The sequence below is a fragment of the Paraburkholderia sp. RHO2 genome (assembly GCF_050955445.1).
Classification (GTDB): domain Bacteria; phylum Actinomycetota; class Actinomycetes; order Mycobacteriales; family Mycobacteriaceae; genus Prescottella; species Prescottella agglutinans_A.
The window spans coordinates 276,413-300,861 of the sequence record NZ_CP162617.1; the positions used below are offsets into that span (position 1 = coordinate 276,413).

21 protein-coding genes are annotated in these 24,449 nt (G+C 68.4%); 8 read left to right on the forward strand and 13 right to left on the reverse strand.

Annotation, left to right across the window (positions count from 1 at the left end; translation table 11 throughout):
• Positions 1 to 182: 182 nt before the first annotated feature.
• The gene (locus ABTV10_RS01175) at positions 183 to 767 is read left to right on the forward strand and encodes a DUF2510 domain-containing protein (protein WP_499032000.1); all 585 of its coding nucleotides are present in this window, start codon (positions 183 to 185) and stop codon (positions 765 to 767) included.
• 570 nt (positions 768 to 1,337) lie between these two features.
• Here ABTV10_RS01175 and ABTV10_RS01180 read toward each other — a convergent pair.
• Positions 1,338 to 2,771, reverse strand: a complete 1,434-nt coding sequence (locus tag ABTV10_RS01180) for a L,D-transpeptidase (RefSeq protein ID WP_499035108.1) — start codon at positions 2,769 to 2,771, stop codon at positions 1,338 to 1,340.
• A 118-nt stretch (positions 2,772 to 2,889) separates the two neighbouring features.
• The gene (locus ABTV10_RS01185; RefSeq protein WP_499032001.1) at positions 2,890 to 3,501 is read right to left on the reverse strand and encodes an eCIS core domain-containing protein; all 612 of its coding nucleotides are present in this window, start codon (positions 3,499 to 3,501) and stop codon (positions 2,890 to 2,892) included.
• Positions 3,502 to 3,709: 208 nt separating this feature from the next.
• Between ABTV10_RS01185 and ABTV10_RS01190 the strand changes: the two genes are divergently transcribed.
• Positions 3,710 to 5,641, forward strand: coding sequence for a hypothetical protein (locus tag ABTV10_RS01190; protein WP_499032002.1), 1,932 nt, complete (start codon positions 3,710 to 3,712; stop codon positions 5,639 to 5,641).
• On the opposite strand, the gene ABTV10_RS01195 is transcribed toward ABTV10_RS01190, so the two are convergent.
• The 5 genes from ABTV10_RS01195 to ABTV10_RS01215 form a co-directional block, all read right to left on the reverse strand.
• A complete protein-coding gene (locus ABTV10_RS01195; RefSeq protein ID WP_499032004.1) occupies positions 5,624 to 7,693 on the reverse strand; it encodes an ATP-binding protein in 2,070 nt (689 codons plus the stop codon). The two genes, ABTV10_RS01190 and ABTV10_RS01195, sit on opposite strands and share 18 nt — an antisense overlap.
• Entirely contained in the window at positions 7,690 to 8,319 is a 630-nt protein-coding gene (locus tag ABTV10_RS01200) for a Pvc16 family protein (protein WP_499032006.1), read from the reverse strand. Before ABTV10_RS01200 ends, ABTV10_RS01195 begins: the two co-directional genes overlap by 4 nt.
• A gap of 114 nt (positions 8,320 to 8,433) precedes the next feature.
• Positions 8,434 to 9,060 carry a helix-turn-helix transcriptional regulator gene (locus tag ABTV10_RS01205; protein ID WP_499032007.1) on the reverse strand — a complete coding sequence of 209 codons (627 nt, stop codon included), beginning with the start codon at positions 9,058 to 9,060 and terminating at the stop codon, positions 8,434 to 8,436.
• Between the two features lie 118 nt (positions 9,061 to 9,178).
• Positions 9,179 to 10,402: a trypsin-like peptidase domain-containing protein gene (locus ABTV10_RS01210; protein WP_499032008.1), complete on the reverse strand. Its 1,224-nt coding sequence runs from the start codon at positions 10,400 to 10,402 to the stop codon at positions 9,179 to 9,181.
• A gap of 48 nt (positions 10,403 to 10,450) precedes the next feature.
• Positions 10,451 to 11,647 (reverse strand): DUF6777 domain-containing protein, encoded by a 1,197-nt coding sequence (locus ABTV10_RS01215; protein WP_499032009.1) that lies wholly within the window; start codon positions 11,645 to 11,647, stop codon positions 10,451 to 10,453.
• 399 nt (positions 11,648 to 12,046) lie between these two features.
• On the opposite strand from ABTV10_RS01215, the gene ABTV10_RS01220 reads away from it, so the two are divergent.
• The 4 genes from ABTV10_RS01220 to ABTV10_RS01235 all read left to right on the forward strand — a co-directional run bounded on the left by ABTV10_RS01220 (position 12,047) and on the right by ABTV10_RS01235 (position 16,478).
• Complete coding sequence (locus ABTV10_RS01220; RefSeq protein WP_499032010.1) at positions 12,047 to 12,688, forward strand: hypothetical protein; 642 nt, start codon at positions 12,047 to 12,049, stop codon at positions 12,686 to 12,688.
• Positions 12,689 to 12,703: 15 nt separating this feature from the next.
• A complete protein-coding gene (gene rfbB, locus ABTV10_RS01225) occupies positions 12,704 to 13,699 on the forward strand; it encodes a dTDP-glucose 4,6-dehydratase (protein WP_499032011.1) in 996 nt (331 codons plus the stop codon).
• Between the two features lie 129 nt (positions 13,700 to 13,828).
• The gene (locus ABTV10_RS01230) at positions 13,829 to 14,470 is read left to right on the forward strand and encodes a pentapeptide repeat-containing protein (RefSeq protein ID WP_499032013.1); all 642 of its coding nucleotides are present in this window, start codon (positions 13,829 to 13,831) and stop codon (positions 14,468 to 14,470) included.
• Between the two features lie 118 nt (positions 14,471 to 14,588).
• Positions 14,589 to 16,478 carry a glycosyltransferase gene (locus ABTV10_RS01235; protein WP_499032014.1) on the forward strand — a complete coding sequence of 630 codons (1,890 nt, stop codon included), beginning with the start codon at positions 14,589 to 14,591 and terminating at the stop codon, positions 16,476 to 16,478.
• A gap of 12 nt (positions 16,479 to 16,490) precedes the next feature.
• Here ABTV10_RS01235 and ABTV10_RS01240 read toward each other — a convergent pair whose 3' ends face one another.
• From ABTV10_RS01240 to ABTV10_RS01260, 5 genes are all read right to left on the reverse strand, one after another.
• On the reverse strand, positions 16,491 to 17,351 hold the full coding sequence (locus ABTV10_RS01240) for a class I SAM-dependent methyltransferase (RefSeq protein WP_499032015.1): 861 nt from the start codon (positions 17,349 to 17,351) through the stop codon (positions 16,491 to 16,493).
• Positions 17,352 to 17,650: 299 nt separating this feature from the next.
• Complete coding sequence (glfT1, locus tag ABTV10_RS01245) at positions 17,651 to 18,538, reverse strand: galactofuranosyltransferase GlfT1 (RefSeq protein ID WP_499032017.1); 888 nt, start codon at positions 18,536 to 18,538, stop codon at positions 17,651 to 17,653.
• Entirely contained in the window at positions 18,535 to 19,353 is an 819-nt protein-coding gene (wzt, locus tag ABTV10_RS01250) for a galactan export ABC transporter ATP-binding subunit Wzt/RfbE (RefSeq protein WP_499032018.1), read from the reverse strand. The genes glfT1 and wzt overlap by 4 nt, the downstream gene beginning before the upstream one ends.
• A 10-nt stretch (positions 19,354 to 19,363) precedes the next feature.
• Positions 19,364 to 20,245: a galactan export ABC transporter permease subunit Wzm/RfbD gene (gene wzm / locus ABTV10_RS01255; protein WP_499032019.1), complete on the reverse strand. Its 882-nt coding sequence runs from the start codon at positions 20,243 to 20,245 to the stop codon at positions 19,364 to 19,366.
• A gap of 54 nt (positions 20,246 to 20,299) precedes the next feature.
• Positions 20,300 to 20,875, reverse strand: coding sequence for a bacterial proteasome activator family protein (locus ABTV10_RS01260; protein WP_499032020.1), 576 nt, complete (start codon positions 20,873 to 20,875; stop codon positions 20,300 to 20,302).
• A 136-nt stretch (positions 20,876 to 21,011) separates the two neighbouring features.
• On the opposite strand from ABTV10_RS01260, the gene ABTV10_RS01265 reads away from it, so the two are divergent.
• The gene (locus ABTV10_RS01265) at positions 21,012 to 22,214 is read left to right on the forward strand and encodes a cysteine desulfurase-like protein (protein ID WP_499032021.1); all 1,203 of its coding nucleotides are present in this window, start codon (positions 21,012 to 21,014) and stop codon (positions 22,212 to 22,214) included.
• Positions 22,215 to 22,231: 17 nt separating this feature from the next.
• Here ABTV10_RS01265 and ABTV10_RS01270 read toward each other — a convergent pair whose 3' ends face one another.
• Positions 22,232 to 23,227 (reverse strand): NAD(P)H-quinone oxidoreductase, encoded by a 996-nt coding sequence (locus ABTV10_RS01270; protein ID WP_499032023.1) that lies wholly within the window; start codon positions 23,225 to 23,227, stop codon positions 22,232 to 22,234.
• Positions 23,228 to 23,264: 37 nt separating this feature from the next.
• On the opposite strand from ABTV10_RS01270, the gene ABTV10_RS01275 reads away from it, so the two are divergent.
• Entirely contained in the window at positions 23,265 to 24,446 is a 1,182-nt protein-coding gene (locus tag ABTV10_RS01275) for an alpha-hydroxy-acid oxidizing protein (protein ID WP_499032024.1), read from the forward strand.
• The last annotated feature ends 3 nt before the right edge of the window (positions 24,447 to 24,449 follow it).

The window sequence follows — 24,449 nt, forward strand, 5'->3', positions numbered from 1 at the left end:
ATCAAGGCCGTGAGGTCGAGCTTGTGAAGCTATGTGGCACTGTCGCACTGAGCTATCGTCTGAATTGGGTGCAGTCCGTCGGCCCGTACCAGCTCGCTCCACATGTACCAGCGGCGGCGGTCCATCAGCAGCATTGCGCCCGATCTCGAAATGTATGCGGAGAGTTCTTCGATTGGATCCCCATGGAGAAGGCGCCCCCGCCCGGTTGGTACACCGACCCATCGGATAACGCACGATCCCGTTACTGGGACGGTAGTCAATGGACGGAGCGCACCCACCAATCGCAGCCACCTCCTGCACCGTCCGATATCGACCTGCGCTACGACCGGCTCGGATCTCGGCTGTGCGCGATCGGGCCCGTCGAGCTGACGTACGACCGGCTCGGCAGCCGCCCGCGCAGGGTGGGCGACTGGCGCCTCGAGTACGACAAGTTCGGCAGCCGTCTTCGGCAAATCGAGCGTCTCGAGGTCGAATACGACATGCTGGGAAGCCGCCCATCCAAACTCGGCGCCTGGGATCTGGACTACGACATGCTGGGCAGCCGTCTTCGGCGAATCGGACCGTTCAGCGTGAACTACGACTCGCTTGGCAGTCGGGTGCGGACCATCGGGCCCATGCAGATCCATTACGACTCGCTCGGCAGTCGACCGCGGCGGGTGGAGCTGTCCTCACCTGACGAAGGGCAGCTGTCGGCGGATTGCCTTCTCGCGCTGTTCTTTGTCCTCTACGAACGCGAACGCAGACGCGATGAGGAAGGGCACCGGTAATTCTGACGGGTGAAGGAGCATAGTTGTGTCGACGTCTCCGCTTCCTCCCCCCCGCTACTGGCTCGGTTGGTTCCACGGCTGATCTTGCTCTCCACTACTGAGCGGACGGCCAGTGGACCACGGTGACGTGCACCTTCGGACATTAGCCGCTGCCCAACCGGCGTCGACGGTTCCCCCACTGTCGGCAGAGTGGAACGATGGGGTCGGGTGATGCTGACATGAGTTTGACCCCAATCAAATTCTGGCGGACAGAACGTCTGAGGGAGGCTGGTGATGAGGCGATTCGAAGAGCGAGCTGACCATTCCGAACCGCATGATGTCGAAGCTGCACGGCGATCGCCGGATCGGTCTGTCGCATCCAGCTTGCTTCTGCTGCAGCGGACAGTTGGAAACCGCGCGCTCGGCGTTGAGTTCGCCCGATTCTCGACTCGTGTGCCGCCATTCGCCGGCGATCCGACGGCCTTCGTTCAGCGAGCGTGCTGCCAGGGCTGCGCTGAGGGTAAGGGTTGCGAGGAGTCGGAGCCGGCGCAGGCCCCGATCGTTCAATGAAGTGACAGCGCTCTCGGGTGATCAGAAGTGGAACGGCAACCACCGAAAGGTGAAGCTGGGAACGGTCGATTCGCTGCAGGAGTCGGTACAGGTCGGGCGGTTCTCCGTGTGCGGTCGGGCCGCCGCGCCGCCGTCGTATACGGCGAGGGCGAACTCGATCGCCGGTTCGGGATCATCCCACTTGCCGGTGGTGGCTGCCTCGATCGACTTCCACGCGTACACCAGGGCGATGATCATCGCGTGCCCTATTTCTTTCGGAGTGTATGGACCACACAGTCTCAAGATCATCCCGAGCGTACTGTAATTGACAGTGCCTGCGAGGTTGCATCTTCCGCCCACCCGCACGGAATTCGAGCATGCCGTGGGTGATTCGATGTTCGGTGAGCCGATTGGGACACCGCATTTCCCGGCCAAGGGAGGGCTGCGAAGCCAGGCGGTATTCGGGAGGAAGAGTTCGAGAATGTCCCAAGCCATGCCGGCGGTGACCGGGAAAGTTATCGCATTGCAGCTGAGGTACTTTGCGGGCAGGATCAGTCCGTTGAAGTAGCTTTCGATGTCGTTGAGGACGGCGGTGAGCTGTGGGTCGATGTTCGGGCCGCACACGCGTCGTTCCGGCCAGGGAGGGCGAGGCTCAGGTCTGGGCGTGGGCGTTCCATCGGGTGGTTGCGGCGCTGGTCCGTCAGGCTTTACGTCACGCTGTAGACCACGAAAGTTCTCGGCCGGTGGACTGTCGTGCCGCTGCAAGCTGAGCTCCCGTGCACCGCTTGTCGAGCCGCAGCGTCGCTCGGGCTTGCACCCTACCGGCGCGGCACGGCCGTCGATCGTGACTTCGGTCTTCCTGCCGTTGGAGAACTCGAAAATGCGCCTCGCGTTCTGCTCGTCCATTCGAACGCACCCGTGTGACAGGGGCTCGCCGGTCACCTCGTAGTGCTGGTGCAGCGCGATGCCGCGGGCCGAGTAGTGCGGCTGGATGGGGGTCCACCATTTCCACCCGTTATGTTCGGGCTGAGGGTTTCCAGCCCAGAAGCCGCCACCGAAGTACGTGCAACACGATCCGACACTTCCGGGCTTGTTCGATGGCGGGGCGCACTGAGTGGCGGGGTTTGAACAACACTGCCGAAGGCACGTCCCCCGCGGGTCGCCGGTGTCACCGTAGCCTTTGCCGGTCGATACCTTGAACGAGTCCGTACCAGTTGCGGTCCCGGGCGGGCTGCCCTTCCACTCGAGCTCGGCGGTCTGCGGCGGTGTGAGGTGCACGGTTATCTTCTTGATATACGGTGCGGCACGGCGCTGCACAGCTACTTCGCGTGCCACTACCGGCGCACGGTTGCCTACCAGCGACGCAACTGCTGCATTCCCAGCTCGACGCTGAAGTTGCTGGAGCGTCTGACCAGTCGCGGTCAACTCGTCCGAGGTGGCCGTTGGAACGCTCCTATGGGGGCGACGTGTCGCCATGTCCGGGCAGACTCTGATTGTGCGCACGTTTCCAGACTCTCGTTCGACCTGCACATCGTCGAGGACCAGCGGGGCAACGTCCAATGTCTGAATGGAACGCTCGACTCAAGCGCCGCCCCTACTCCGGGTCCTCTTCCTCCTCGCGTTGCACGGAAGAGCCGGATCCCGCGACCCGTTCCGCGGTATCCGCAGCCTCCCGCTCGAACCGGTCCGAGGGATCGGAGACACTGATCCCACCCGGCGCAGGCGTCCCGTCGACCGGCCCGCTGCGCTGCTGCACGACGTGCGTCAGTTCGTGCGCGAGCATTACCCGACCGTCGGTGGAGCCGGGGTTGTACATGTCGCGCTGGAACACCACGTTCGACCCGACCGTGTAGGCGTGGGCGTGCACCGCACTGGCCGACCGGTTCGCGGCCGCGTCGTCGTGCACGCGGACGTCGCCGAAGTCGTGACCGAGGCGGGATTCCATGTCGGCGCGGACATCTGGTTCCAGCGGGCGCCCTCCGCCGGCGACGACGTCGTGCACGGGGGAGGGCTCGTCGTCGACGAGCGTGTTGACGCCGGCGTTGCCCGCTGCCCGCTGCAAGTCCAGCAGTCCGTCCTGGCCGAGGATGTCCGGGCGGCCCTGGGCGGCAGCGGGCCCGATCGGTCTGGACGTCGAGGTTTGGTCGAGGCGAGCCGATTTCGGGCGCAGCGCCGCCTCGTCGTTGTCGAATCGGTGTTCGCGCATGGCGCAGTTCCTTTGCTCGAGCCCGCACCTCCAAGTCTGTCACTACCGCTCCGTCCTCGACAGTCCTTGTCGCCCTGCCCGATCGGGCAGAGGTGGGTGCCCGATCGGGCACGGCGCCGGAGACCGCACGGCGGGTTGCAGGCGCGGATGGGTACCGGCCCATGGGTATACGCTCGAGAGAGTCGAGTGCCGTCCTTGCGGGGAACCCATGAGCGACGTTGTGTGCGGTCAATGCGGCGCGGTCAATGCGCCGGGTGCGCAGTTCTGTGTCCAGTGCGACTACTTCCTCGGCCTGAAGGCGGGCGCGTCGTCGGCATCCGGCGACGCCCCGGCATCGAAGGAGTCCGCCAAGAAGGACGACGCGCGGGTGTCGGCGCCGCACGTCGAGGCACTCTCGGGCGAGGCGGTGCTCGATCCGGACACCGGCGCGCGTGTGCAGGTGCGGATATTCAACGCCTCGTCCATCGTCGACGGGTTCAAGGTCGAGATGGCCGGCCCACCCGCCTGGCTCGAACTGGCGCACGACGAGATCAGCCTCTACCCGAACCGGGACGACACGATCACCCTCGAGTTCACGCGTGCATCCGGCGCGCAGGTGGCCGCACAGGCCGTGCCGGTTTCGCTGAAAGTCCGGTCGCAGACGGACCCGTCCAAGACCGGCGCCGCCTCGGTCACGCTTACGGTGCCGCGGGTCGGCGGCCCGGTGACGGTGGGCGCGCGGCCGACGCTCGTGCGCCTGGACGACGTGACCGAAGGCGCCGCGCAGGTCACCATCGACAACACGGGCAGCAACTACCCGCAGCGACTGGAGGTGACCGGTTCCGACCCGGAGGGGGTCGTGCGCTTCGACTTCACGCCGTCCACGATCGAGGTACCCGAATTCGGTTCCGCCGAAGTCTCACTGCGGTTCACAGTCCCGGAACTCGACCACGGGGAGACCGTCAGTCGACCGCTCACGATCACCGCGACGGGCGGCGAGGACCCGGTGGAGACGACGGTGACCGTCAACCAGGAGCGGTCCGAGGCCCCGGTCGAGGTCCCACTGCAGATGCGCCTGGAGCCGAGCACACTGCGCGTGCGCGACTGCGCCATGGCCGACCTGAGCCTGGTCGCGGACAACCGCCGCGGAACCCGCGATCGGGACGTCGCGCTGGAGGGGCGCGACCCGGAGGGGGCCGTGCACTTCACGTTTCCGACGCAACGGATTCCGGTCCGCGCCGGTGCAACAGAGACCGTTCGGTTCACCGTCACCTCCCGCATGCCCCCGCCCGGCGAGGAGGCCAGCCACCCCTTCAGCGTGGTCGCGGTGGAGGCGGATTCCGAATCGGATTCGGAGACCGAGGCGACCGGGACCCTCGTCCAGACGACGTCCCCCGCGCCGATCACGACCGCGAGCATCCGGCTGGAACCCCAGGAGGTGCACACCCACGGCCGCTCCGGCCGGTACCGGGTGGTGGTCGATAACAGCCGCGGCGTCGACTGGCTGCATGTCACGTTGACCGGTTCCGACCCGGAGAACGCGGTCCGGGTCCGCTTCGACCCCAACCGATTCGAGATCCAGCCCGGCCACTACTCGTGGGGTCGGATGGACGTGAACGCCGACCGACCGGAGGGCGGGTCCGATGCGCGCCGCGAACTCCGGGTCGAGGCGTCGGACGGTCGCGAATCCGTGTCGACACAAGGGATGTTCGTCCAGTCAACCCCGGACTGGAAGCCGATCGCCCGGATCCTGCTCACCCTGCTCGGTGGACTACTCGCCGTCATCGGGGTGTTCCTGCCGTGGATGACGGCGTTCCCCGACTACTACATCGATCTGCTCCTGAATCTCGTGCAGCGCAACCCGTACACGGCAGGGCGGACCGGGGAGAGCGTCGCGCAGGGTCAGGACGTGGTGGAGTACTCCCAACCGGCGGCCCGGCTCGCGATGCTGGTTCTCGCCGGCCTCATGATGCTCGGGGTCACCGGTAAGGACGGCAAGCTCACCCGCGTCTCCGGGGTGCTGCTGATCGTGGGGATGGTCGGGTACTTCGTCGCCATGGGGGTCGCGACGGGCATCGTCAGCGCGCCGATGACCGGGGCCGTTCTGGTGGTGGCGGGCGGGATCGTCGGTTACATCGGCGGCCTACTCGCCAAGCGGTGAGCCCGTCGCCTCCAGGTGCGGGGCGAAGTCCCGGCCCAGCACGAGCCGACCCAGCTTGCGGTACTCCTGGCGGATCGCCGAGACCAGGTCCACCATCGAGACGGGACGTCCGCCCTCGGCCGCCCGGTAGCCGGCCGTCACCGCCGCCGAACGAATGTTCCCACCCGACAGCGGAAACGATCGTGCGCAGTAGTCGAGGTCCAGGTCGTTCTCGCGCGGCAGCGGCGGGGCGAGGCACACCCGCCACAGCGCCAGCCGGGCCGCCTCGTCGGGTTCGGGGAAGTCCACGACGACGTCGATGCGGCGGGTGAACGCCTCGTCGAGGTTTGCGCGCAGGTTCGTCGTCAGGATCGCGATGCCGTCGAACGTCTCCATCCGCTGCAGGAGGTAGGCGCTCTCGATGTTCGCGTAGCGGTCGTGGGCGTCGCGGACCTCGCTGCGTTTGCCGAAGATGGCGTCCGCCTCGTCGAACAACAGCACCGCGTTCACCCCGGCCGCCTCGGAGAAGATCCGTTCCAGGTTCTTCTCCGTCTCGCCCACGTACTTGTCGACCACCGACGACAGGTTCACGGTGTAGAGATCCAGTCCGAGGTCGTGGGCGACCACCTCGGCGGCCATCGTTTTCCCGGTCCCGGACTCGCCCGCGAACAGCCCGGTCACCCCGATCCCGCGCGCGCCGCCGGGGCGCATCCGCCATTCCCGGAGCACCCGGTCGCGGTGCCGGGCGCGCGCGGTCAGCTCGTGCAGCAGCGTGAGCGGACCGGGCGGCAGCACCAGGTCGGGCCAGCCGACGTCGGGTTCGACCCGCCGGGCCAGCCGCTCGAGTCCGGTTGCGTTCTGTGCCCGCGCGCCGCGCCGGAGTGCGTCGAGGTCCACCGCGCCGTCGCCGGATCGGGCCGTGGCGGCGGCGGATCCGATGGCGTGGTGCACCTGGTCCGGGTTCAGCACGAACCGCTCGGCCACCTCGCCGGGGTCGACGGACTCTCCCGACGCGCGGAGCAGGTTGCGCCACAGTTGCACCCGATCGTCGACGGCGAGGTGCCCGGTCTCGACCAGCAGCGGCGGCGTGACCGTCCACTGCGGATCCCAGGGGCCGACCCCGACGAGGACGACCGGCACGGACGCCCGTGCAAGGACCCGGATCAGTTCGGCGGTGCGGGGTGCGCTTCCGGGCTGCGCGCCGACGCCGCCGACGACGAGTCCGGAGCCGGTGAGCAGCGCCTCGCGGCAGAGGACGCCCGCGACCTCGGCCAGGTCCGGCAGCTCGACGAGCGGGGTCGCGTCGGCACACAGCGCCGGCCGGCCGAGCCGGGCGAACGCGGCGACGGCGGTGGCGACGCCCACGCCGCCCGACACCTCCCGCAGGTAGGTCAGGGACTGCCCACGGTCGATCGCCACCGCGGCCGGGGTGGACCACGGCGTGTCGAATCCGACGGGGTCGGCGAGCACGTCGCGGAGGACCGGATCGGTGAGGTCGTCGCCCAGCAGGTGCGCGGTGACGCGGTCGGGGACGCGCAGTCCCCGGGTGAGGAACGGACGGTCGGTCTCCTCGATGAGGACGAGGCGGTGCTCGACGAGCGGCGAGCCGGCCGCGAGGCGGGCGCGCGCCTCGGCCGCGAGCGGAGACAGGTCCGCCAGTTCGAGCGCCAGCGCCACCGTGGCCCGCCGCCGGCTGACGTCGTCGTTGAGGTAGCCGTAGAGGCGTTCGAAACGGGGGTCCAGATCGGGCAACAGGCAGACCACCAGCAGCTCGACGTCGGCGGGCGAGAGCGACGCGGCCCGGGCCAGGCGACGCAGCCGGATGGTGTCGCCGCGCTCCTCAGCGGCGTCCGCGGAGCGTTCCACGTCGCGTCGGGTATCGACGTCCGGGGCGGGCGGATCGGGTGCGTCGCCCAGCAGGCTGTCGACCACGGCCTCGCTCAGGTAGAGCCCCCGAAACGGGTCGTCGGGTGCCGGGTCGTGCATCCGACGATGCGCGACCAGCGTGCGAATTCTGTTCTCGACCAGTCGAGCCCGGCCGAGCAGATAGCCGACGCCCGCCTCGTCGTTCACGACTCACCGGCACCGGATCGCGGACGGCCGTGGCGCACCTCGAGGATCTCGGATCGGTCGTGCTCGGCGACGGCCAGCGTGGTGGGGGAGGTGACCGGCGGCCCGGCCGTGTATGTCTGACCGGTGTCCACCGGCATGGTCACCACGATGTCCAGCGACGGTCGCAGTTCGCCACCCAGCGCTGTCCACACGTCGGCGAACGAACGGTCCTCCGGCGGAGGCAGCGCGACACCGACCGGGACCGGCAGCCCGAGGTCGGCGAGTGAGCCGCTCAACAGTTCCGGCGGGATCGAGTCGTGCCGGAGGAAGCAGGACAGCAGCGCTGCGAGCAGCCCGTGCTCGTCCTCGGGACGCTGGGTCCAGGCGGCCACCAGGTAGGAAAGCTTGAAATGGCGCGGTGGGAGATGGCGGGCGACAACGAGATTCCCGTCGTACTCGTTGACCAGCCCGCGTTCGCGGCGGCGCAGGTCCTCGCGAATGTCGTACAGGAAGACGTCGATCGACGGACCGGTGCGCTTGGCGACCCATTCCTTGGTCGGCGCGTCGAAGGCCACCTCGACGTCCGCGCCGTCGAGTGCGTCCCGCTCGATCAGCGACCGCAGTGCGCGGTCGACCTCGGGTATCACCAGTCCAACGGTGTCACTGGCGGTGGCAGCGGGAAACCCTCCGGCGCGAATCGTCGAGGGAGAAGGCAGGAGACCGAACGGCTCTGACACCCTGCCCTTTCGGGCAGCGGCCGATCAGATGAGGCCCTCCCGCATCGCGTAGGCGACGGCGTGCGAGCGATTGCGGAGTTGCAGGCGGGTGGTCACGTCGTGCAGGACGTTCTTGACGGTCCGCTCGCTGTAGTTGAGCGTCCGCGCGATCTCCGCGGTGTCCTGGCCGTCCGCCACGAGTCGCAGGACCTCGACTTCGCGCTCGGACAGGCCGGAGAACTGCAGTCCCCGCGGTGCCAGCACCTGACGTTGCAGTCGGCCCACCTGGCCGAGGAGGACGGCGAGGAGATCGGAGGGAACGATTCCCTCTCCCGAAGCGACGCGAGCAATGGTGTGGACCAGCGTTTCCGGTGATGCTTCGGCGCGTCGGACGAGGCCGCGCACGCCGATCTCGGCCGCGGTGACGACGGTGTTGCCCTCGATCGTCCCGAGCACCAGCATCGTCTGCGGCACCCCGCCACGTTGCAGCGCACGCAGAGTTCGGGTCACCTCGTCGTCGAGGGTGTCGGCCGCGACCACGGCGATCTCCGCATCGTCGAGATCGGCATCGTCGACGAGCCAGATCTCCGGACGCTGGCGCAACTGACTCATCACGCCCGCCTGCAGGATCGGATCGTTGGCGTAGACGTATGTTGCAATGCGCCGCTGCATGACACCCTCCGGCGTGGTCGACTACACAGTCAACTATCCGCAGGGAACTCAACAACGGCTCAACGGGCAATCCGCTCCGGCTCAACGGGCACTCAACGAGCGGGACGTCGTGCAGTGGTCAGTTCTGAGGTTTGCCACAGCGTGGGCAGAAGCGTTGCCCGGCCTCGAGACCGAATCCGCAGTTGGTGCAGGTGGCCGCCGCCCCGGATGGCGGCGAGGAGCCCGACGGGTGAGCGGCAGGGGGCGGTGCCTGCGGCGGCGCCTGGGGCGCTGCCATAGTTTGCGACGCCGGCGCCGTCCCGGAACCCCCGGCCGGGGCCGTCCCTCCACCACTTCCCTGACGACTTCGGATGAAGAACACCACACCCGCCGCCGCGAGTCCTGCCACGACGAGTCCCGCGACCACCCACATCCACGGCTGCATGAACGCCGATCCGCTGTCGCCGAACTCGTCGCGCAACTTCACCGACTCGCGCAACTTCTCGATGGCCTGTGGGTACGACTCCGACTTCTGCGCAGTGGAGTTGAAGTTCTCGATGGCACCGCTGTAGTTCCCGTCGAAGAACTCGCTCAGGCCCTCTCGGTACGCGTCGTCCGCCGGTGACGACTCGGGGGTGACACCGTTGCTAGCCATCAACTGAAGTAGACCCTCCACCGGGACTATGAAGTTGAACGGTTGTGTCTCCCCGGCGGGCGCGAAGCTGTTGATGCCGACGACCTCACCGTCCAGGTTCACCGTCGGACCACCGCTCATCCCGGCCGACATGGGTGCGCTGATCTCGAATACAGGTTGGGCGGCGACGGTCTTGGCGGCACTCACGGTGCCGCTCTTGACGGTCGGTTCCAGGCTGTGGTCGGTTATGCGCTGGGTGCTGCCGGGGAAGCCCACCGACAGCACCTGCGTGCCCACCTGTAGCTTCTCGCTGTCCTCGTTGAGCAGCGCGGTGGGCAGATCGTCGTTCTTCGGCTCGACCTTGAGGAGGGCGACGTCGCCGGCGTTCCGTGGCCTGTAGTCGACGACCCGTGCGGGGGTCGGCGCGATGTCGGGCGGGTCACCGGCGAGCGACACATAGAGTTCCGCACCCGGTGCGTTGTCGATGCAGTGACCGGCCGTCCCGATGAAACCGTCCGGTGTCACGATGAAACCCGTGCAGTGCGTGACGGTTCCGTTCGGGTTCGTACCGGATTCGAGGTACACGACGGCCGGGCGGATCAGCGCTGCGGCCTGCACCTCCGGCGTGTGCTCGGGCTGGGCCGCCACCATTTCTGCCCCGACGAACGCGGCGCTGAACGTCAGGGCCGCGAGCACGGGATAGCGGAGCCGTGATCGATGGTGGGACATGGTGTCCTCCGCTGCGGTCAGCCCGTATCCGGGTCTCTTCGCTGCTGTTTATTCCGTTGGTGGGGTAGCTGTCTCGGGCACGATCACACCAGATGGCTTCTCGGCAGTAGAGGGTCCGATCCGGTTCGCCGTTCCCCCGCCGGTAGGGACTCCGCCGCCATCGGTGACCTCGCCTCCGCCGGTGGTGACTCCGCCTCCGCCGGTGGTGACTCCGCCTCCGCCGGTGGTGACTTCGCCTCCGCCGGTGGTGACTTCGCCTCCGCCGGTGGTGACTTCGCCTCCGCCGGTGGTGACTTCGCCTCCGCCGGTGGTGACTCCGCCTCCGCCGGTGCTCTCGCCCCCACTGGTGACCCCGGGTTTGGGAATCGGCTTGCCGCTCGGAGGTGCGGGTTTGCCGCCGTTTTCGCCACTCCCGGATGGTTGTCCGGCGCCTGGTTCTGGTCCTGTGGTCGGAGTGCCGCCGAGCGTAGGAGGGCGGGAGGTGGTCGGGGGTACTGCTTCCAGGGGTGCGGGATCTCCGATCACGATCTTGGTCGCGGTGGCGGAGCCGTCGAGGGACGTCAGTTCGGTCGAGGACATCGGCGCCGGCGCGGGATCGACTGTGACGACCTGGTTCTCCGCGAAGTTGTTCCACCGCTGACCGGTGTAGCCCGCGTTGGTCTCGATCGGCGGAGTGAGTGGGCTGCCGGACGCGCAGCGAACCCGCGGAAGCCCCCGATCGTCGATCATCACTGCGGTTCCTGTTTGCAGAACGGACTGAAACGGCGCAGCCTCATTGTTCTCGAAGCCGTGGTCGGTTACTCGGGTGTCGTGGGTCAGTACCACCGGCGATAGGGCGTCGACGTAGGAACGCACGTCGTCGGCCTGAACCACGGACTTGAAGGCGCTGTCCTTAGCTGGATTCGACTCCAGGAAGTTCGACAGTTTGACTTGGTCGCAGACGGAATCGTTGAGCGACCCACCATAGAGTCCGGCTTCATCGCCGGTGACGGTGGTGCTGCTCATCGATATCTGGTTGGCGCGTTCGGTGGCGCCGGTGGTGTTCGCAACGGATTCGGTCCAGGGAGAGACGCCGCTCGACGAGGCGGCCTCGAGAAGGATCGCACTCGTGTCGTCGTCCGTCGACTTGGAGCATCCGCCAGCGGCGAGCGCTATCGCGCAGACCGCGACGATGGCTGCGCGACCGCGTCGTCGTGACGGGCGGCTCCGGTGCGTCGCTCCGACGGACTTCGCAGAGCGGGTCATCCCGCTCCGAACAGGCGAACCGTTCACCGCTCCAGCTTCCCACCCAGGGGGCGGTCGGTTCGTGCCCGAAAGGGCAACCGGTGAGACAGCCTTGGCAGTGCACATCCTCCCCGCCGCAGCCGCGACGGGGTGCCTGGCCCCGATGGCGCATGCGACCATGGTGGCGTGGGTGCTGGGGGCGCGGCCGCGCTCTGGGCTGAACGGCAGATCGCCGAAGTCCGCGACGATCCGTCAGGCCGGCTCGCCCTGATGCAACGCTGCTATTACGGCCCGTACGGCAAGGCCCCACGCCATCTGCCGTTCCGTCGGGCGGCGATGTCGTTCATGCGATGGCAGCTCCGGCGAGGTCTGCTGCAACCACTGTCCGGCGACCGTCCGGGTAGTCCGTGGTGGCGTGCAGTGAACGAGCGCATCCTTCGTGACGGGTGTGAGGCGGTTGCCCTCAGCGGGGACTTCGGCGGGCCCACCTCCTCGCAGACGGTCGACTTCTGGATGTCCTTCGCCGATTACCCGACCGCTAGGGCCTGGTACCGGGCGCACAACGGGAGCGTGGTCGCTGCCTACCTCGACGGCCGCGACCTGGCCGAGGCGGAGAACGAGGCCGAGCGCTTCTTCATGAACGTCGTGCTCTGCCGCGTGTTGTACACCCACGCCCTCGTCGCTGCTCCCCGGATCTCGCTCGGATGGCTACGCCCGCTCGCCCCGTTCCTCGGTGACCCGAGAGTGGGCATGGCGGGGATTTTCGTCCAGCTGTCCCGCGTGCTCCCGGATGAGTACCCGCTCCGCGAGGGCGCACGGTTCTATCTCGGTGACGAACTCGGGTTCGGCAGGCTCCTGGACTACGGGGTGATCGTCCCGAGGTTGCAGCAACTCTACGAGTGGTCGGCGCACGAGCTAGCAGCGCCGGGTTTGTTGGAGTGCATCCGGGACGGCGCCCTGACCTACGCATGGGCGTTCGAGGATCGCGACGTCTGGCAGCCGCCGAAGTCGTTCATCGTCCGGACGGCCCGGAGGGTGCTCCCATCGGAACGACGCGCCTGAGTACTGTTCGTGCACATGAGGCTGCTCGTCACCGGCGGCGCCGGATTCATCGGCGCCAATTTCGTCCACCAGACCGTCGCGGAACGCCCGGACATCCGGGTCACCGTCCTCGACGCGCTGACGTACGCCGGCAACCGGGCGTCGCTGGACGCGGTCGCCGACCGGATCGATTTCGTGCACGGCGACATCGCCGACGCCGACACCGTGAACCGCCTGGTGGCGGACGCCGACGCCGTGGTGCACTTCGCGGCCGAGTCGCACAACGACAACTCGCTGGCCGACCCGTGGCCATTCGTGCGCACCAACGTCGTGGGCACCTACACGCTGCTGCAGGCCGTCCGCGACCACGACGTCCGCTACCACCACATCTCCACCGACGAGGTGTACGGCGACCTCGAACTGGGTGACCCGGACCGGTTCACCGAGTCCACCGCCTACAACCCGTCGAGCCCGTACTCGTCGACGAAGGCGTCGAGCGACATGCTGGTGCGGGCGTGGACCCGGTCGTTCGGGATCCGGGCGACGCTGTCGAACTGCTCGAACAACTACGGCCCGTTCCAGCACGTCGAGAAGTTCATTCCCCGCCAGATCACCAACCTGCTCGACGGGGTCCGGCCCAAGCTGTACGGGCAGGGCCGCAACGTGCGGGACTGGATCCACGTCGACGATCACAACCGCGCGGTCTGGACGGTTCTCGACCGCGGGCGGAGCGGGGAGACATACCTGATCGGCGCGGACGGCGAGGTCGACAACCGCACCGTGATCGCGATGCTGCTCGAGATCTTCGGGCGACCTGCTGACGATTTCGATTTCGTCCCCGACCGGCCCGGGCACGACCTGCGCTACGCGATCGATTCGACGCGGCTGCGCACCGAACTGGGGTGGGAGCCGCGCTACCGCGATTTCCGCAGCGGGCTCGAGGCCACCGTCGCGTGGTACCGGGACAACGAGCAGTGGTGGCGCCCGGCGAAATCGGACACCGAGGCCGGGTACGCACGCACCGGCCAGTAGCACAGCGGCCGGTGGGCTCGCCGGTGCGAAGGCTCCGATCCGGCCACGGCGGACTTCTCGGGGCGGTAGCGTGACCTGCATTCGTGTCGGGGTTTGTCACTCGGGCTCGCACCGGAGGAGGGCACTCGTATGGGGGCCGGACCACAGAACAGCTCACGCCGCCGTCGTCGGGTCGCGCGGCGGACGCTCGTCGCCGCATCCGCGTTTGCGACGCTGACCGTCGGGTTCGTGGGCAACGCCGCCGCGGACCCCGTCGCGGCCGCACCGCCTTCCGATCCGTGTTCGCCGATCCGACTGGAAGGTTTGCTGGCGAACGTCACCGATACGGTGGCGCCGGGTCTCGTGCTGCCGCTGCCGTGCCAGGACGCGGTCGGTGTCGGCTACGTCGGCTCCGCCGACCTGGCGGCCGGTGCGATCGGGGCCGCCGCGGTCGCCGGGCTGGGCAGCTTGGCTCTGGCCACCGCCGACTGGAGCAGCATCGACTTCAACAACAACGGCCCGAACAACACCGGCTCGTACAACACGGGCTCGGCGAACACCGGCTCCGACAACATCGGCTGGGCCAACACGGGTTCGGCGAATGTGGGTTCGGCGAATACCGGTTCCGGCAACGTCGGTTCGGCGAATACCGGCTCCGGCAACGTCGGTTCGGCGAACACCGGATCGACCAATCTGGGCTCGATGAACACCGGCTCGGCGACCTACGGGTCGATGAAGACGGGCATCGGTTCGCTGGCGGCGGGCTCGCTCGGTATCGGCACGCTCAGCTGAGGTCGCGGTCACCCGGGTACTCCTCGACGAGGGAGGAACCGGCCATGGGTTGATACCCTTCCGACTCGGGTGGGCACTGTTGTTCCGCCACAAGTGTCGGGACAAATCTAGGAGCAGAATGAGCGAGTCGGCGTCGGTTGCGCCTGTGAACGGGAGCGCGGCGGCCGCTCGCGGCGCAGTCCACGAGCAGCGGTCTCCGGGACGACTCGTGGTCCAGCGAGGTATCTTCTCCGGTCCCACGCCGCGGGTCAAGGACGGCATGTATGCCCGGATCACCTCCGGTTCCGGGCACCGCGAGCGCTTCGCGCTCCACCTCGACAAGGGCGCCGTCGCGGACACCGACGCCTACTTCGGGCGTTTCGCGGCCGCCTACTACCAGCGCTGGACCGTCGTCGACGAGGTCGAGGTCCGGTTCGGCCATTCCGCGACCGGTCGCGGCCGCGCCCTGCTGTGCGCATCCGACTCCGGCGGCAACGTGCGTGTCCTCGAGACCGTCGACGTGGACGGGGACGGCACCGCGGCGATGTCCGCGAAGCTGGACGCGTACCTCGACGGCGGCTCGCTGTGGCTGCAGTTCGCCGCGATCGACGGCCGGCTCGAGGTGCGCGATCTGGAATGGACGGTCGCGGCCCCGTCGGTGATCCGTCCCGCCGCCATCGCGATCTGCACCTTCAACCGCGCCGACGACTGCGCGCAGACGGTCGCGGCCATCGCGGGCGACGAGGGCATGACCGCCGGAATCGACGCCGTCTACGTCGTCGACCAGGGCACCGACCATGTCTCCGACCGTCAGCTGTTCGCCGAGGTCGCGAAGACGCTGGGGGACAAGCTCGTCTACATCCGTCAGCCGAATCTCGGTGGCGCAGGCGGTTTCACCCGCGGCATCTACGAGGTGTCGGCGGTCAACGAGCACGCCAACGTGATCCTGATGGACGACGACATCCTGTGCGAGCCGGAGACGGTGCTGCGGATGAACGCGTTCGCGAACGTCACGATGGAACCGATGCTCGTCGGCGCCCAGATGCTGTACCTGATGAATCCGCAGAACCTGCACGTCGGTGCGGAGGAAGCGGATCTGCCGAAGATCAAGGCCGGTGAGTGGGCGGCGAACTCGCTGCACGACGCCAACATGCTCAAGCGTCGTCAGAACAAGCGCGTCGACGCCGGCTACAACGCCTGGTGGTCCTGCCTGATCCCCGGTGAGGTGATCTCGCGGATCGGTCTTCCCCTGCCCGTGTTCTTCCAATGGGACGACATCGAGTACGGAATCCGTGCTCGGGCAGCGGGATTCATCACGGTGACCCTGCCGAATGCTGGCGTGTGGCACGCGGACTTCCACTGGAAGGACCGCGACGACTGGGCCAAGTACTTCAGCGTGCGGAACTCGCTGATCGCGTCCGCGCTGCACAGCGACTTCGACACCAAGGCGCTCAGCGTGACCATGGGTCGCGAGATCTCCCAGTTCCTGGTGTCGATGCAGTACGGCCTCGCGCACACGATGCTGCGCGGGATCGAGGACTTCCTCTTCGGTCCGGAGGTCCTCGAGGACGGCGGCCAGGCGGTTCTCGGCGCGATCCGTCAGGAACGGTCCCGCTTCCCCGAGACGGTCAAGCATCCCGCCGACGCCATCCCCGGAATCCGGTCCGCCGACCTGGTCACGCGGATCGCCGGCCCCGAGCCGGACAAGGATCGCGAGGACCTGGTCCTGGCCAAGCGTGCCGCGATGCAGTGGCTGGGCCGCACGCAGCACGGAATCGCGAGCATCCCTGCGTCGGAGGCACATTGGTGGCACGTGTCGCTGTTCGACCACGCCGTCGTGACCGACGCGTCGCAGTCGGGCGTGCGGGTGCGTCGCCGCGACAAGGACGCCGCTAAGGAGATCACCGCCCGAGCGGCGAAGGTGCTCAAGCAGTTCCGGGAGCAGGGTGCGGACGTCCAGCGCCGGTACCGCGAGGCCGTGCCGCGGCTCACGAGTCGGGAGAACTGGGAGCGCCTCTACGAGAAGTGATCCGTCACAGGATCATTCACGCAGGCGGACCACGACCTGTTCGTGGTTCGCGGTGTAGGCGAGGTAGTCGAACCCGATTCCGGTGCGGGTGACGAACTCGGTCCACGCGCGGTGCTCGTGATCCTGCCAGCCCGGGTAGTTGAAGTACTCGTCGAACACGAGCACCGAACCGGGCACCAGGCGGTCGCCGATCAGATCGAGCACCGTGCGGGTCGAGGAGTACAGGTCGGCGTCGAGGTGCGCGAAGGCCACCGGGCCGGGATGGTCGGCCAGGAAACCGGGCAGGGTGTCCTCGAACAGGCCGGATACGAGCTGTGCGCCGGGTACCGACGGCACCGACTGCTGCGCGAACTCGCCCGCCGGGAACCCGGTCCGCCACGCCTCCGGCAGGCCCGACCACACGTCGAACCCCCACACCTCGTGGCCGGTGGGACACAGAGATTCGGTGATGATCCGCAGCGTCGTGCCGGTCGCGACGCCGAACTCGAGGGCTAGGCCGTCGACCTTCACCAGCTCGAGGCCGTACCGCAGCGTCTCGTGCGGATGCCAGAACACGGGGGCCTTCGGCATGTGATCGAGCACGAACTGTGCGCTCTCGGCGGTGGCGCGGATGTCGAGCGCGTGCGAGATGTCGCGTCGGGCGCGCTGCTCGAGTTCGTCGAGACGCTCGCTCACCGCCGCCACCTGGCCGCGTGCCTGCGTCAGTTCGTCGAGCAACCGTTTCATCTCGCCGTTGTTCGCAGCGAGTTCGGCCAGCAGCTGGTCGTGGCGGTTCTCGTGCTCGATCCGCGACTGGCGGTCGGAGTCGCGGACCACCTCCGCGACCGCCCGCTGCACCTTGAGCCGCGCAGACTTCCGGAATCGATCGAACATGCGTGTGGTTCCCCTCTCGCGTGTGTGCGTCGAGTCCGCTCCCATGCTGCCAGGGTTCGCATGTCTGTGCCGAGGTGAAACTCGGGGTGAGCCGGACGGTGCGTTCGATCACTCGCGGCAGGATCTGCTGGGTGCGGCGACAGCCCAGCTGCCGCGGCGTCCGAGGCCGTGCACCTCGTGGCCGACCCGTGACCCGATGTGTCGGCGCTGCAGTGCGGCGCTGGAGAAGCCGCCGCCCGACGCGGGACACTGCCGATCTGGTGTGCCGTAGCTGGGGATGGAGCCGCAGCCACCCGTGCTCACGGGCGGGTGAACCGCTCCCGACGTCCGAGACCACGCAACCGCATCCACTCGACGAAACCCTTGGGGTCGCGCCGCGAGACCAGGAAGTACCAGCCGAAGCGCGCGTACTCCTGCGGCAGCAGCTTCCGCATCCCCGGCTGGGACATCAGGTAGCCGCGGTTGCGGTAGGTGAAGAAGCGCTTGGTCTCGTTGTCCGGGTACTGCGTGTGCATCCGGCCGCCGAGGATCGGCTTGAACTCGTCGGCGCCGTCCGGGTGTAAGTAGGCGGTCTGCAGGCACGTGCCGAACGGGAGGCCGGAGCGGACCAGGCGCCGGTGCACCTCGACCTCGTCGCCGCGGACGAACAGCCGCAGGTCCGGGACGCCGACCGTGTCGATCGCGGCCGCCGAGAACAGTGCGCCGTTGAACAGTGACGCGATGCCGGGCAGCAGGTCGTCGTCGCCCAACTCGGCGCGCCACCGCTTCCATTCGACGCCGCGACGCAGCGGGAACGCGAGTCGGTCGGGCTGGTCGATGTCGCACACGACGGGGGAGACCTCGGCCAGGTTGTGGCGCTTCGCGCACGCCAACAACGTGGCGAGCACCTCGGGTCCCTCGGGGCGGCCGTCGTCGTCGGCGCACCACACCCAGTCCGCGCCCAGCGACAGCGCGTACAGGATGCCGAGGGCGAAACCGCCGGCACCACCGAGGTTGTGCTTGGAGCCCAGGTACGTGACGGGGACGTCGGCACCCTCGACCAGTTCGCGGACCTCGGGCTCGTCGGCGTTGTCGACGACGACGAGGTGATCGAGCGGTCGGCTCTGCCCGGCGAGCACCTTCAGCGATTGGGCGAGCAACTCGCGACGCTTGTGGGTGACGACGACGCCGACGATGCGTTCGGTCACGAGGCCTGCTCCTCGGCGCGCTCGTTCTCCATGTCCGCGATCACCTGGCGCACGTGGTCGGCGGCGTCGTCGCCCTCGTAGGCGCGCACGACGTCCTCGATCTCCCCCTGCATCCGGACCTGGCCGTGGTCGATCCACATGGCGCTGTCGCACAGCTGCGCCAGGAACTCGTTGGAGTGGCTCGCGAACACGAGGATGCCGGAGCGCTCCACGAGCTTCTGTAGGCGGATGCGGGCCTTCTTCATGAACTCGGCGTCGACCGCGCCGATGCCCTCGTCGAGCAGCAGGATCTCGGGATCGATGCTGGTGACCACGCCCATCGCGACGCGCACCCGCATGCCCGTCGAGTAGGTACGCAGTGGCATGTTCAGGTACTCGCCGAGTTCGGTGAACTCGGCGATCTCGTCCATCTTCGCCAGCATCTGCTTGCGGGTCTGTCCCAGGAACAGGCCGCGGATGATGATGTTCTCGTAGCCGGAGATCTCCGGGTCCATGCCGACGCCCAGGTCGAAGACAGGCGCGACGCGGCCGCGGACGCGGGCGCTGCCGCGGGTCGGTTCGTAGATGCCCGACAGCAGCCGCAGCAGCGTGGACTTGCCGGCGCCGTTGTGACCGACCAGCCCGACGCGGTCGCCCTCCTTGAGCGACATCGTGATGTCGCGCAGCGCTTCGACCACGATGACATCGGAGTCGGTGCGGCCGATGGCGCCGCCCGCCTTGCCGAGGAACGCCTTCTTCAGCGACCGCGACTTGGCGTCGAAGATCGGGAAGTCGACGCACGCCCCGCGCGTCTCGATGCTCACATTGCTCGTCACGAGTGACCCCCTAGACCCAGTAGGCCACGCGGGCCCGGTACTTGCGCAGTGCGAACAGTGCGAGCGCCCAGCCGACGACGGTGAAGCCCAACACGATGTACCAGTGGTAGGCCTCCTGGTCGGCGCCGATCATGGGCGCGCGGATGATGTCGAGGAAGTGGTACAGCGGGTTGATCTCGGCGATCCTTGCCCGCTCGGCAACCTGCCCACCCTGCTCCTTGAGCACGTCGGTGGACCAGAAGATCGGGGTGAGGACGAACAGCAGCAGTGTCAGGCTGCTGAGGATCGGGGCGATATCGCGGTAGCGGGTGGCGAAGATGCCGAACACGATCGACACCCACAGTGCGTTGAGGACGAGCAGACCCAGCGCCGGGATGGCGGCCAGGTCGGTCCACGTCATGTTCCGCCACACCCCGAACACGAACACCATGATCACGTAGATCAGCAGGTTGTGGGCGAAGAACAACAGTTGCCGCCACACCAGGCGGTAGATGTGCACGCTGAGCGCCGACGGCAACTGCTTGATCAGGCCCTCGTTGGCGATGAACACCTCGGAGCCCTCGAGGATCGACGCGCTGATCATGCTCCAGACGATCAGGCCGACGGTGACGTACGGCAGGAACGTCTGGATCGGCATCCCGAGCAGCGCGGAGTACAGGATGCCCATCGCGGTCGCCTGCACGCCGGTGGCGATCGTGATCCAGAACGGACCGATCACCGACCGGCGGTACCGCTGCTTGATGTCCTGCCAGCCCAGGTTGAGCCACAGCTCACGCTGCGCGAACCCGTCACGCAGGTCCTTGAACGCACGACGGAACGTCTGCGAATCGGACACGACGGGGTCGGTGTCGGCGTCCGACGCCGGCTGGTGATCCAAGGCTGCTGCTGACACGAGTTCCGAGCCTACCGCTCGCGGTGGAGTTGCCTGAGGGACCGTGGTCCTCGGCTACAGGTACTGGCCGGTGCCCGGCGACGGAGTGTTGTCGTCGGACCCCTGCACGCGATGCTGCGGCCCCATGCTCATCCCGGGCGGGAGCGCGCCCTGGCGCATCTGCTCGAGCTGGGCGCGGGCCGCCATCTGCTGCGCGAACAGCGCCGTCTGGATGCCGTGGAACAAGCCCTCGAGCCACCCGACCAGCTGCGCCTGCGCGATCCGCAGCTCGGCGTCGGTGGGCACCGAATCGTCGTTGAACGGGAGTGTGAGCCGCTCGAGTTCCTCCCGCAGCTCGGGCGCCAGCCCCTGCTCGAGCTCGCGCACCGACGACTTGTGGATCTCCTTGAGCCGCGTGCGGCTCGCGTCGTCGAGCGGCGCTGCACGCACCTCCTCGAGTAGCTGCTTGATCATCGTGCCGATGCGCATGACCTTCGCCGGCTGCTCCACCATGTCGGTGAGCGCGTCCTGACCGTCCTGCTCGGCCTCGGTGCCGGGCACAGCCTGGCCGCCGTCTTCGCCGTGGGCGAGGGGGACAGGGTGGCCGTCGGGTCCGATCACGAGCACGCGTTCGTTCTCCGGTTGTGTCATGGCTCTATCTTGTACGTTTCGGCGCCGGTTTGCCGAGGGCGGCCGACCGGACCCGAAAGTGGCGTGTGCTAGGGCACGTTCCGAAAAGTCGGATCTGAATCACACGGTGTTGACAGTGGGACCTAGAGTGTCCGTCATGGCTTACGACGTTGCCCGGATACGGGGACTGATCCCGTCGTTGGGCGATGGATGGGTGCACCTCGACCCGCAAGCCGGAATGCAGATCCCGGACGCGGTGTCGCGCTCCGTCTCCACGGCCTTCCGCGGTTCCGCGTCGTCGTCGTCGGGCCCGCACGTGTCGTCGCGTCGCGCCGCCGCGATCGTCGACGCCGCGCGTGAGGCGGTCGCCGACCTCGTCGGCGGAGATCCGGCGGGCGTCGTGCTCGGCGCGGGTCGCGCGGTGCTGCTGGCGTGGCTGGCGGAGTCGCTCAGTTCCCGCTTGGGTCTCGGCACCGGGATGGTGCTCTCCCGGCTCGACGAGGAGGCGAACGTCGCGCCGTGGCTGCGGGTCGCGAGCCGGTACGGCGCGCAGGTCCGGTGGGCCGAGGTGGAGATCGAGACGTGTGAGCTCCCGAGTTGGCAGTTCGAGGAACTGGTGCAACCGACCACCCGCCTGATGGCGCTCACCGCGGCATCACCGGTTGTCGGGTCGGCGCCGGCGGTGCGCGTCGCGGCCGACCGCATCCACGAGGTCGGCGGCCTGATCGTGGTCGACGCGGTGGGCGCCGCCCCGTACGCGCACCTCGACATCCACGATCTCGGTGCCGACGTCATCGCGGTCAGCGCGCCCGCATGGGGTGGACCGCAGGTGGGTGCGCTGGTGTTCCGCGACCCGTCGCTGCTCGACCGGATTCCGGCCGTGTCGCTCAACCCGTTCGCCCGCGGCGCCGAACGCATGGAGGTCGGCGGCCACCAGTTCGCGCTGCTCGCCGGCATGACCACGTCGATCGACTACCTGGCCGGGCTCGAGGAGACCGCGAGCGGCAGCCGCCGCCAGCGCCTCGAGACGTCCATCAGCTCGCTGCAGGCCTACCAGGACCAGCTGTTCGAGTACCTGATGCGCTCCCTCGACTCGCTACCGCAGGTGACGGTCGTCGGCCGGTCCCCGATCCGGGTGCCCACGCTGAGCTTCACCGTCACCGGGGTACCGGCCGACAAGGTGGCGGCGCACCTCGCCGACAACCGCATCGCCACCGTCAGCGGCACCCAGTCCGGCCACCGTCTGCTCGACGCGCTCGGAGTCAACGACGAGGGCGGCGCGATCACCATCGGTCTCGCGCCCTACACCACCCGCTACGAGATCAACCAGCTCGTCCGGCACCTGTCGACGCTGGGCTGATCGGACTCCGGTCGCGATCAGTCCTCGCGGACGCTCAGGATCACCTTCCCGACGGTGTCGGGGGAGTCGAGCATCTCGTGCGCCGTCGGCGCCTCCGTGACCGGCAGTTCCGCGTGCACGACGGGCTGGACGATGCCGTCGCGGACGAGCGGCCACAGCTTGTCCCGCACCGCCGCGATCACCGCCGCCTTGCTCGACGGGCCCGTCTCGGGGCGTCCGCGCAGCCCGGTCGCGAGCACCCGGCCGCGCTTGCCGAGCAGCTTGCCGAGGTCCAGTTCGCCCTTGCGGCCGCCCTGCATGCCGATCACGACGAGCTGCCCGTCGGGGGCGAGGACGTCGATGTTGCGGTCCAGGTAGGAGCCGCCCATGTTGTCGAGCACGACGTCGGCGCCGCGGCCGCGGGTGGCGTCGCGCAGCACCTGCACGAAGTCGTCCTCGCGGTAGTTGATCAGGATCTCGGCGCCCAGTTCGGCGCAGCGCTCGAGCTTGTCCGCGGACCCGGCGGTGACCGCGACGCGGGCGCCGAGCGCCTTGCCGACCTGGATGGCGTGGGTGCCGATGCCCCCACCGCCGCCGTGGACGAGCAGCACCTGGCCGGCGTGCAGGCCGCACTCCATCACCAGGTTGGACCACACCGTGCACGCCACCTCCGGCAGCGACGCCGCCGCCCGCAGGTCCAGCTCGTCCGGCACCGGCAGCAGCTGCGTGCCCGGGACCGCGACCTTCTCGGCGTAGCCGCCGCCCGCCAGCAGCGCGGCCACCCGGTCGCCGACCTTCCAGCCGTGCACGTCGGGGCCGACCTCGGCGATCACGCCCGAGCACTCGAGGCCGAGGATGTCGCTCGCGCCGGGCGGCGGCGGATACAGCCCGCGGCGCTGCAGCAGATCGGCGCGGTTGACCGCGGTGGCGGCGACGTCGAGCAGGACCTCGTCGCGCCGGGGTGTCGGATCGGGAACCTCGGTCCAGGACATCACTTCGGGTCCACCGGGCTCGGAAATCGTGATCGCGTACATGCCCCCGACGCTAGTCCGATCGCGCTAGCGTCACCGCGTGACCTTCTTCGGCAACATGCAGAACGAGATCTACCTGACCGGCCTCTCGGGTACGCGCCCGGATCTGCCGATGACCGCCGCGGGCCTCGAGACGCGGGCGCGGGCGGAACTGAGCGCGGAGGCGTACGCGTACATCGCGGGCAGCGCGTCCACCGAGCGCACCGCGGCCGCGAACCTCGACGCGTTCACCCGGCGCGCGCTGGTGCCTCGGATGCTGCGCGGCACCAGCGCCCCGGACGCGCGGGACCTGAGCGTCGACATCCTCGGCACCCGGCTGGCCGCGCCGGTGCTGACCGCCCCGATCGGGGTGCTCGGTCTCGTTCGTGAGCACGGGGAGACGATCGTCGGCGAGGTGGCCGCCGAACTCGGTGTCGGATCGGTGCTTTCGACCGCGGCGTCGTCCACGATCGAGGATGTCGGTGCCGTGTCCGGCGACAACTGGTGGTACCAGCTGTACTGGCCCGCCGACGACGAGCTGGCGCAGTCGCTGGTGCAGCGGGCCGCGAAGGCCGGCGCCAAGGCGATCGTCGTCACCGTCGACACTCCGGGAATGGGTTGGCGACCAAGAGATCTCGAGCTCGGGCACCTGCCGTTCCTGCGTGCGCAGGGGATCGCGAACTACCTCTCGGACCCGGTGTTCCGCTCGCGCTTGGCGACCCCGCCGGAGGAGAGCGCCGAGGCGATGCAGATCGCGGTACTCACCTGGGTGTCGCTGTTCGGGAACCACGTGCTCCGCGCGGCGGACGTCGCGAAGATAACCGAGTGGACCGGTCTCCCCGTTCTGGTGAAAGGCATTGTCCACGAGGATGATGCGCGCGCCGCGGTCGATGCGGGTGCCGACGGCGTGATCGTGAGCAACCACGGCGGCCGACAGGTGGACGGCGCGATCGCCGCGCTCGACGCCCTCGGCCCCGTCGCGGCCGCCGTAGGAGATCGGGCCACGATCCTGCTGGACTCCGGGATTCGTTGTGGTGCAGACGTATTGATCGCCCTTGCGCTCGGTGCCGACGCGGTGCTCTACGGTCGGCCCTGGGTCTATGGACTGGGGCTGGCCGGCGCCGACGGAGTGCGACACGCGCTGCGAATTCTGTTGGCGGATTTGGACGTCACAATGGGGTTGGCCGGTTTGTCCTGCGTTGCGGAGGTCGATTCGAGCGTCCTGCGCACTGTCGGACGATAGATA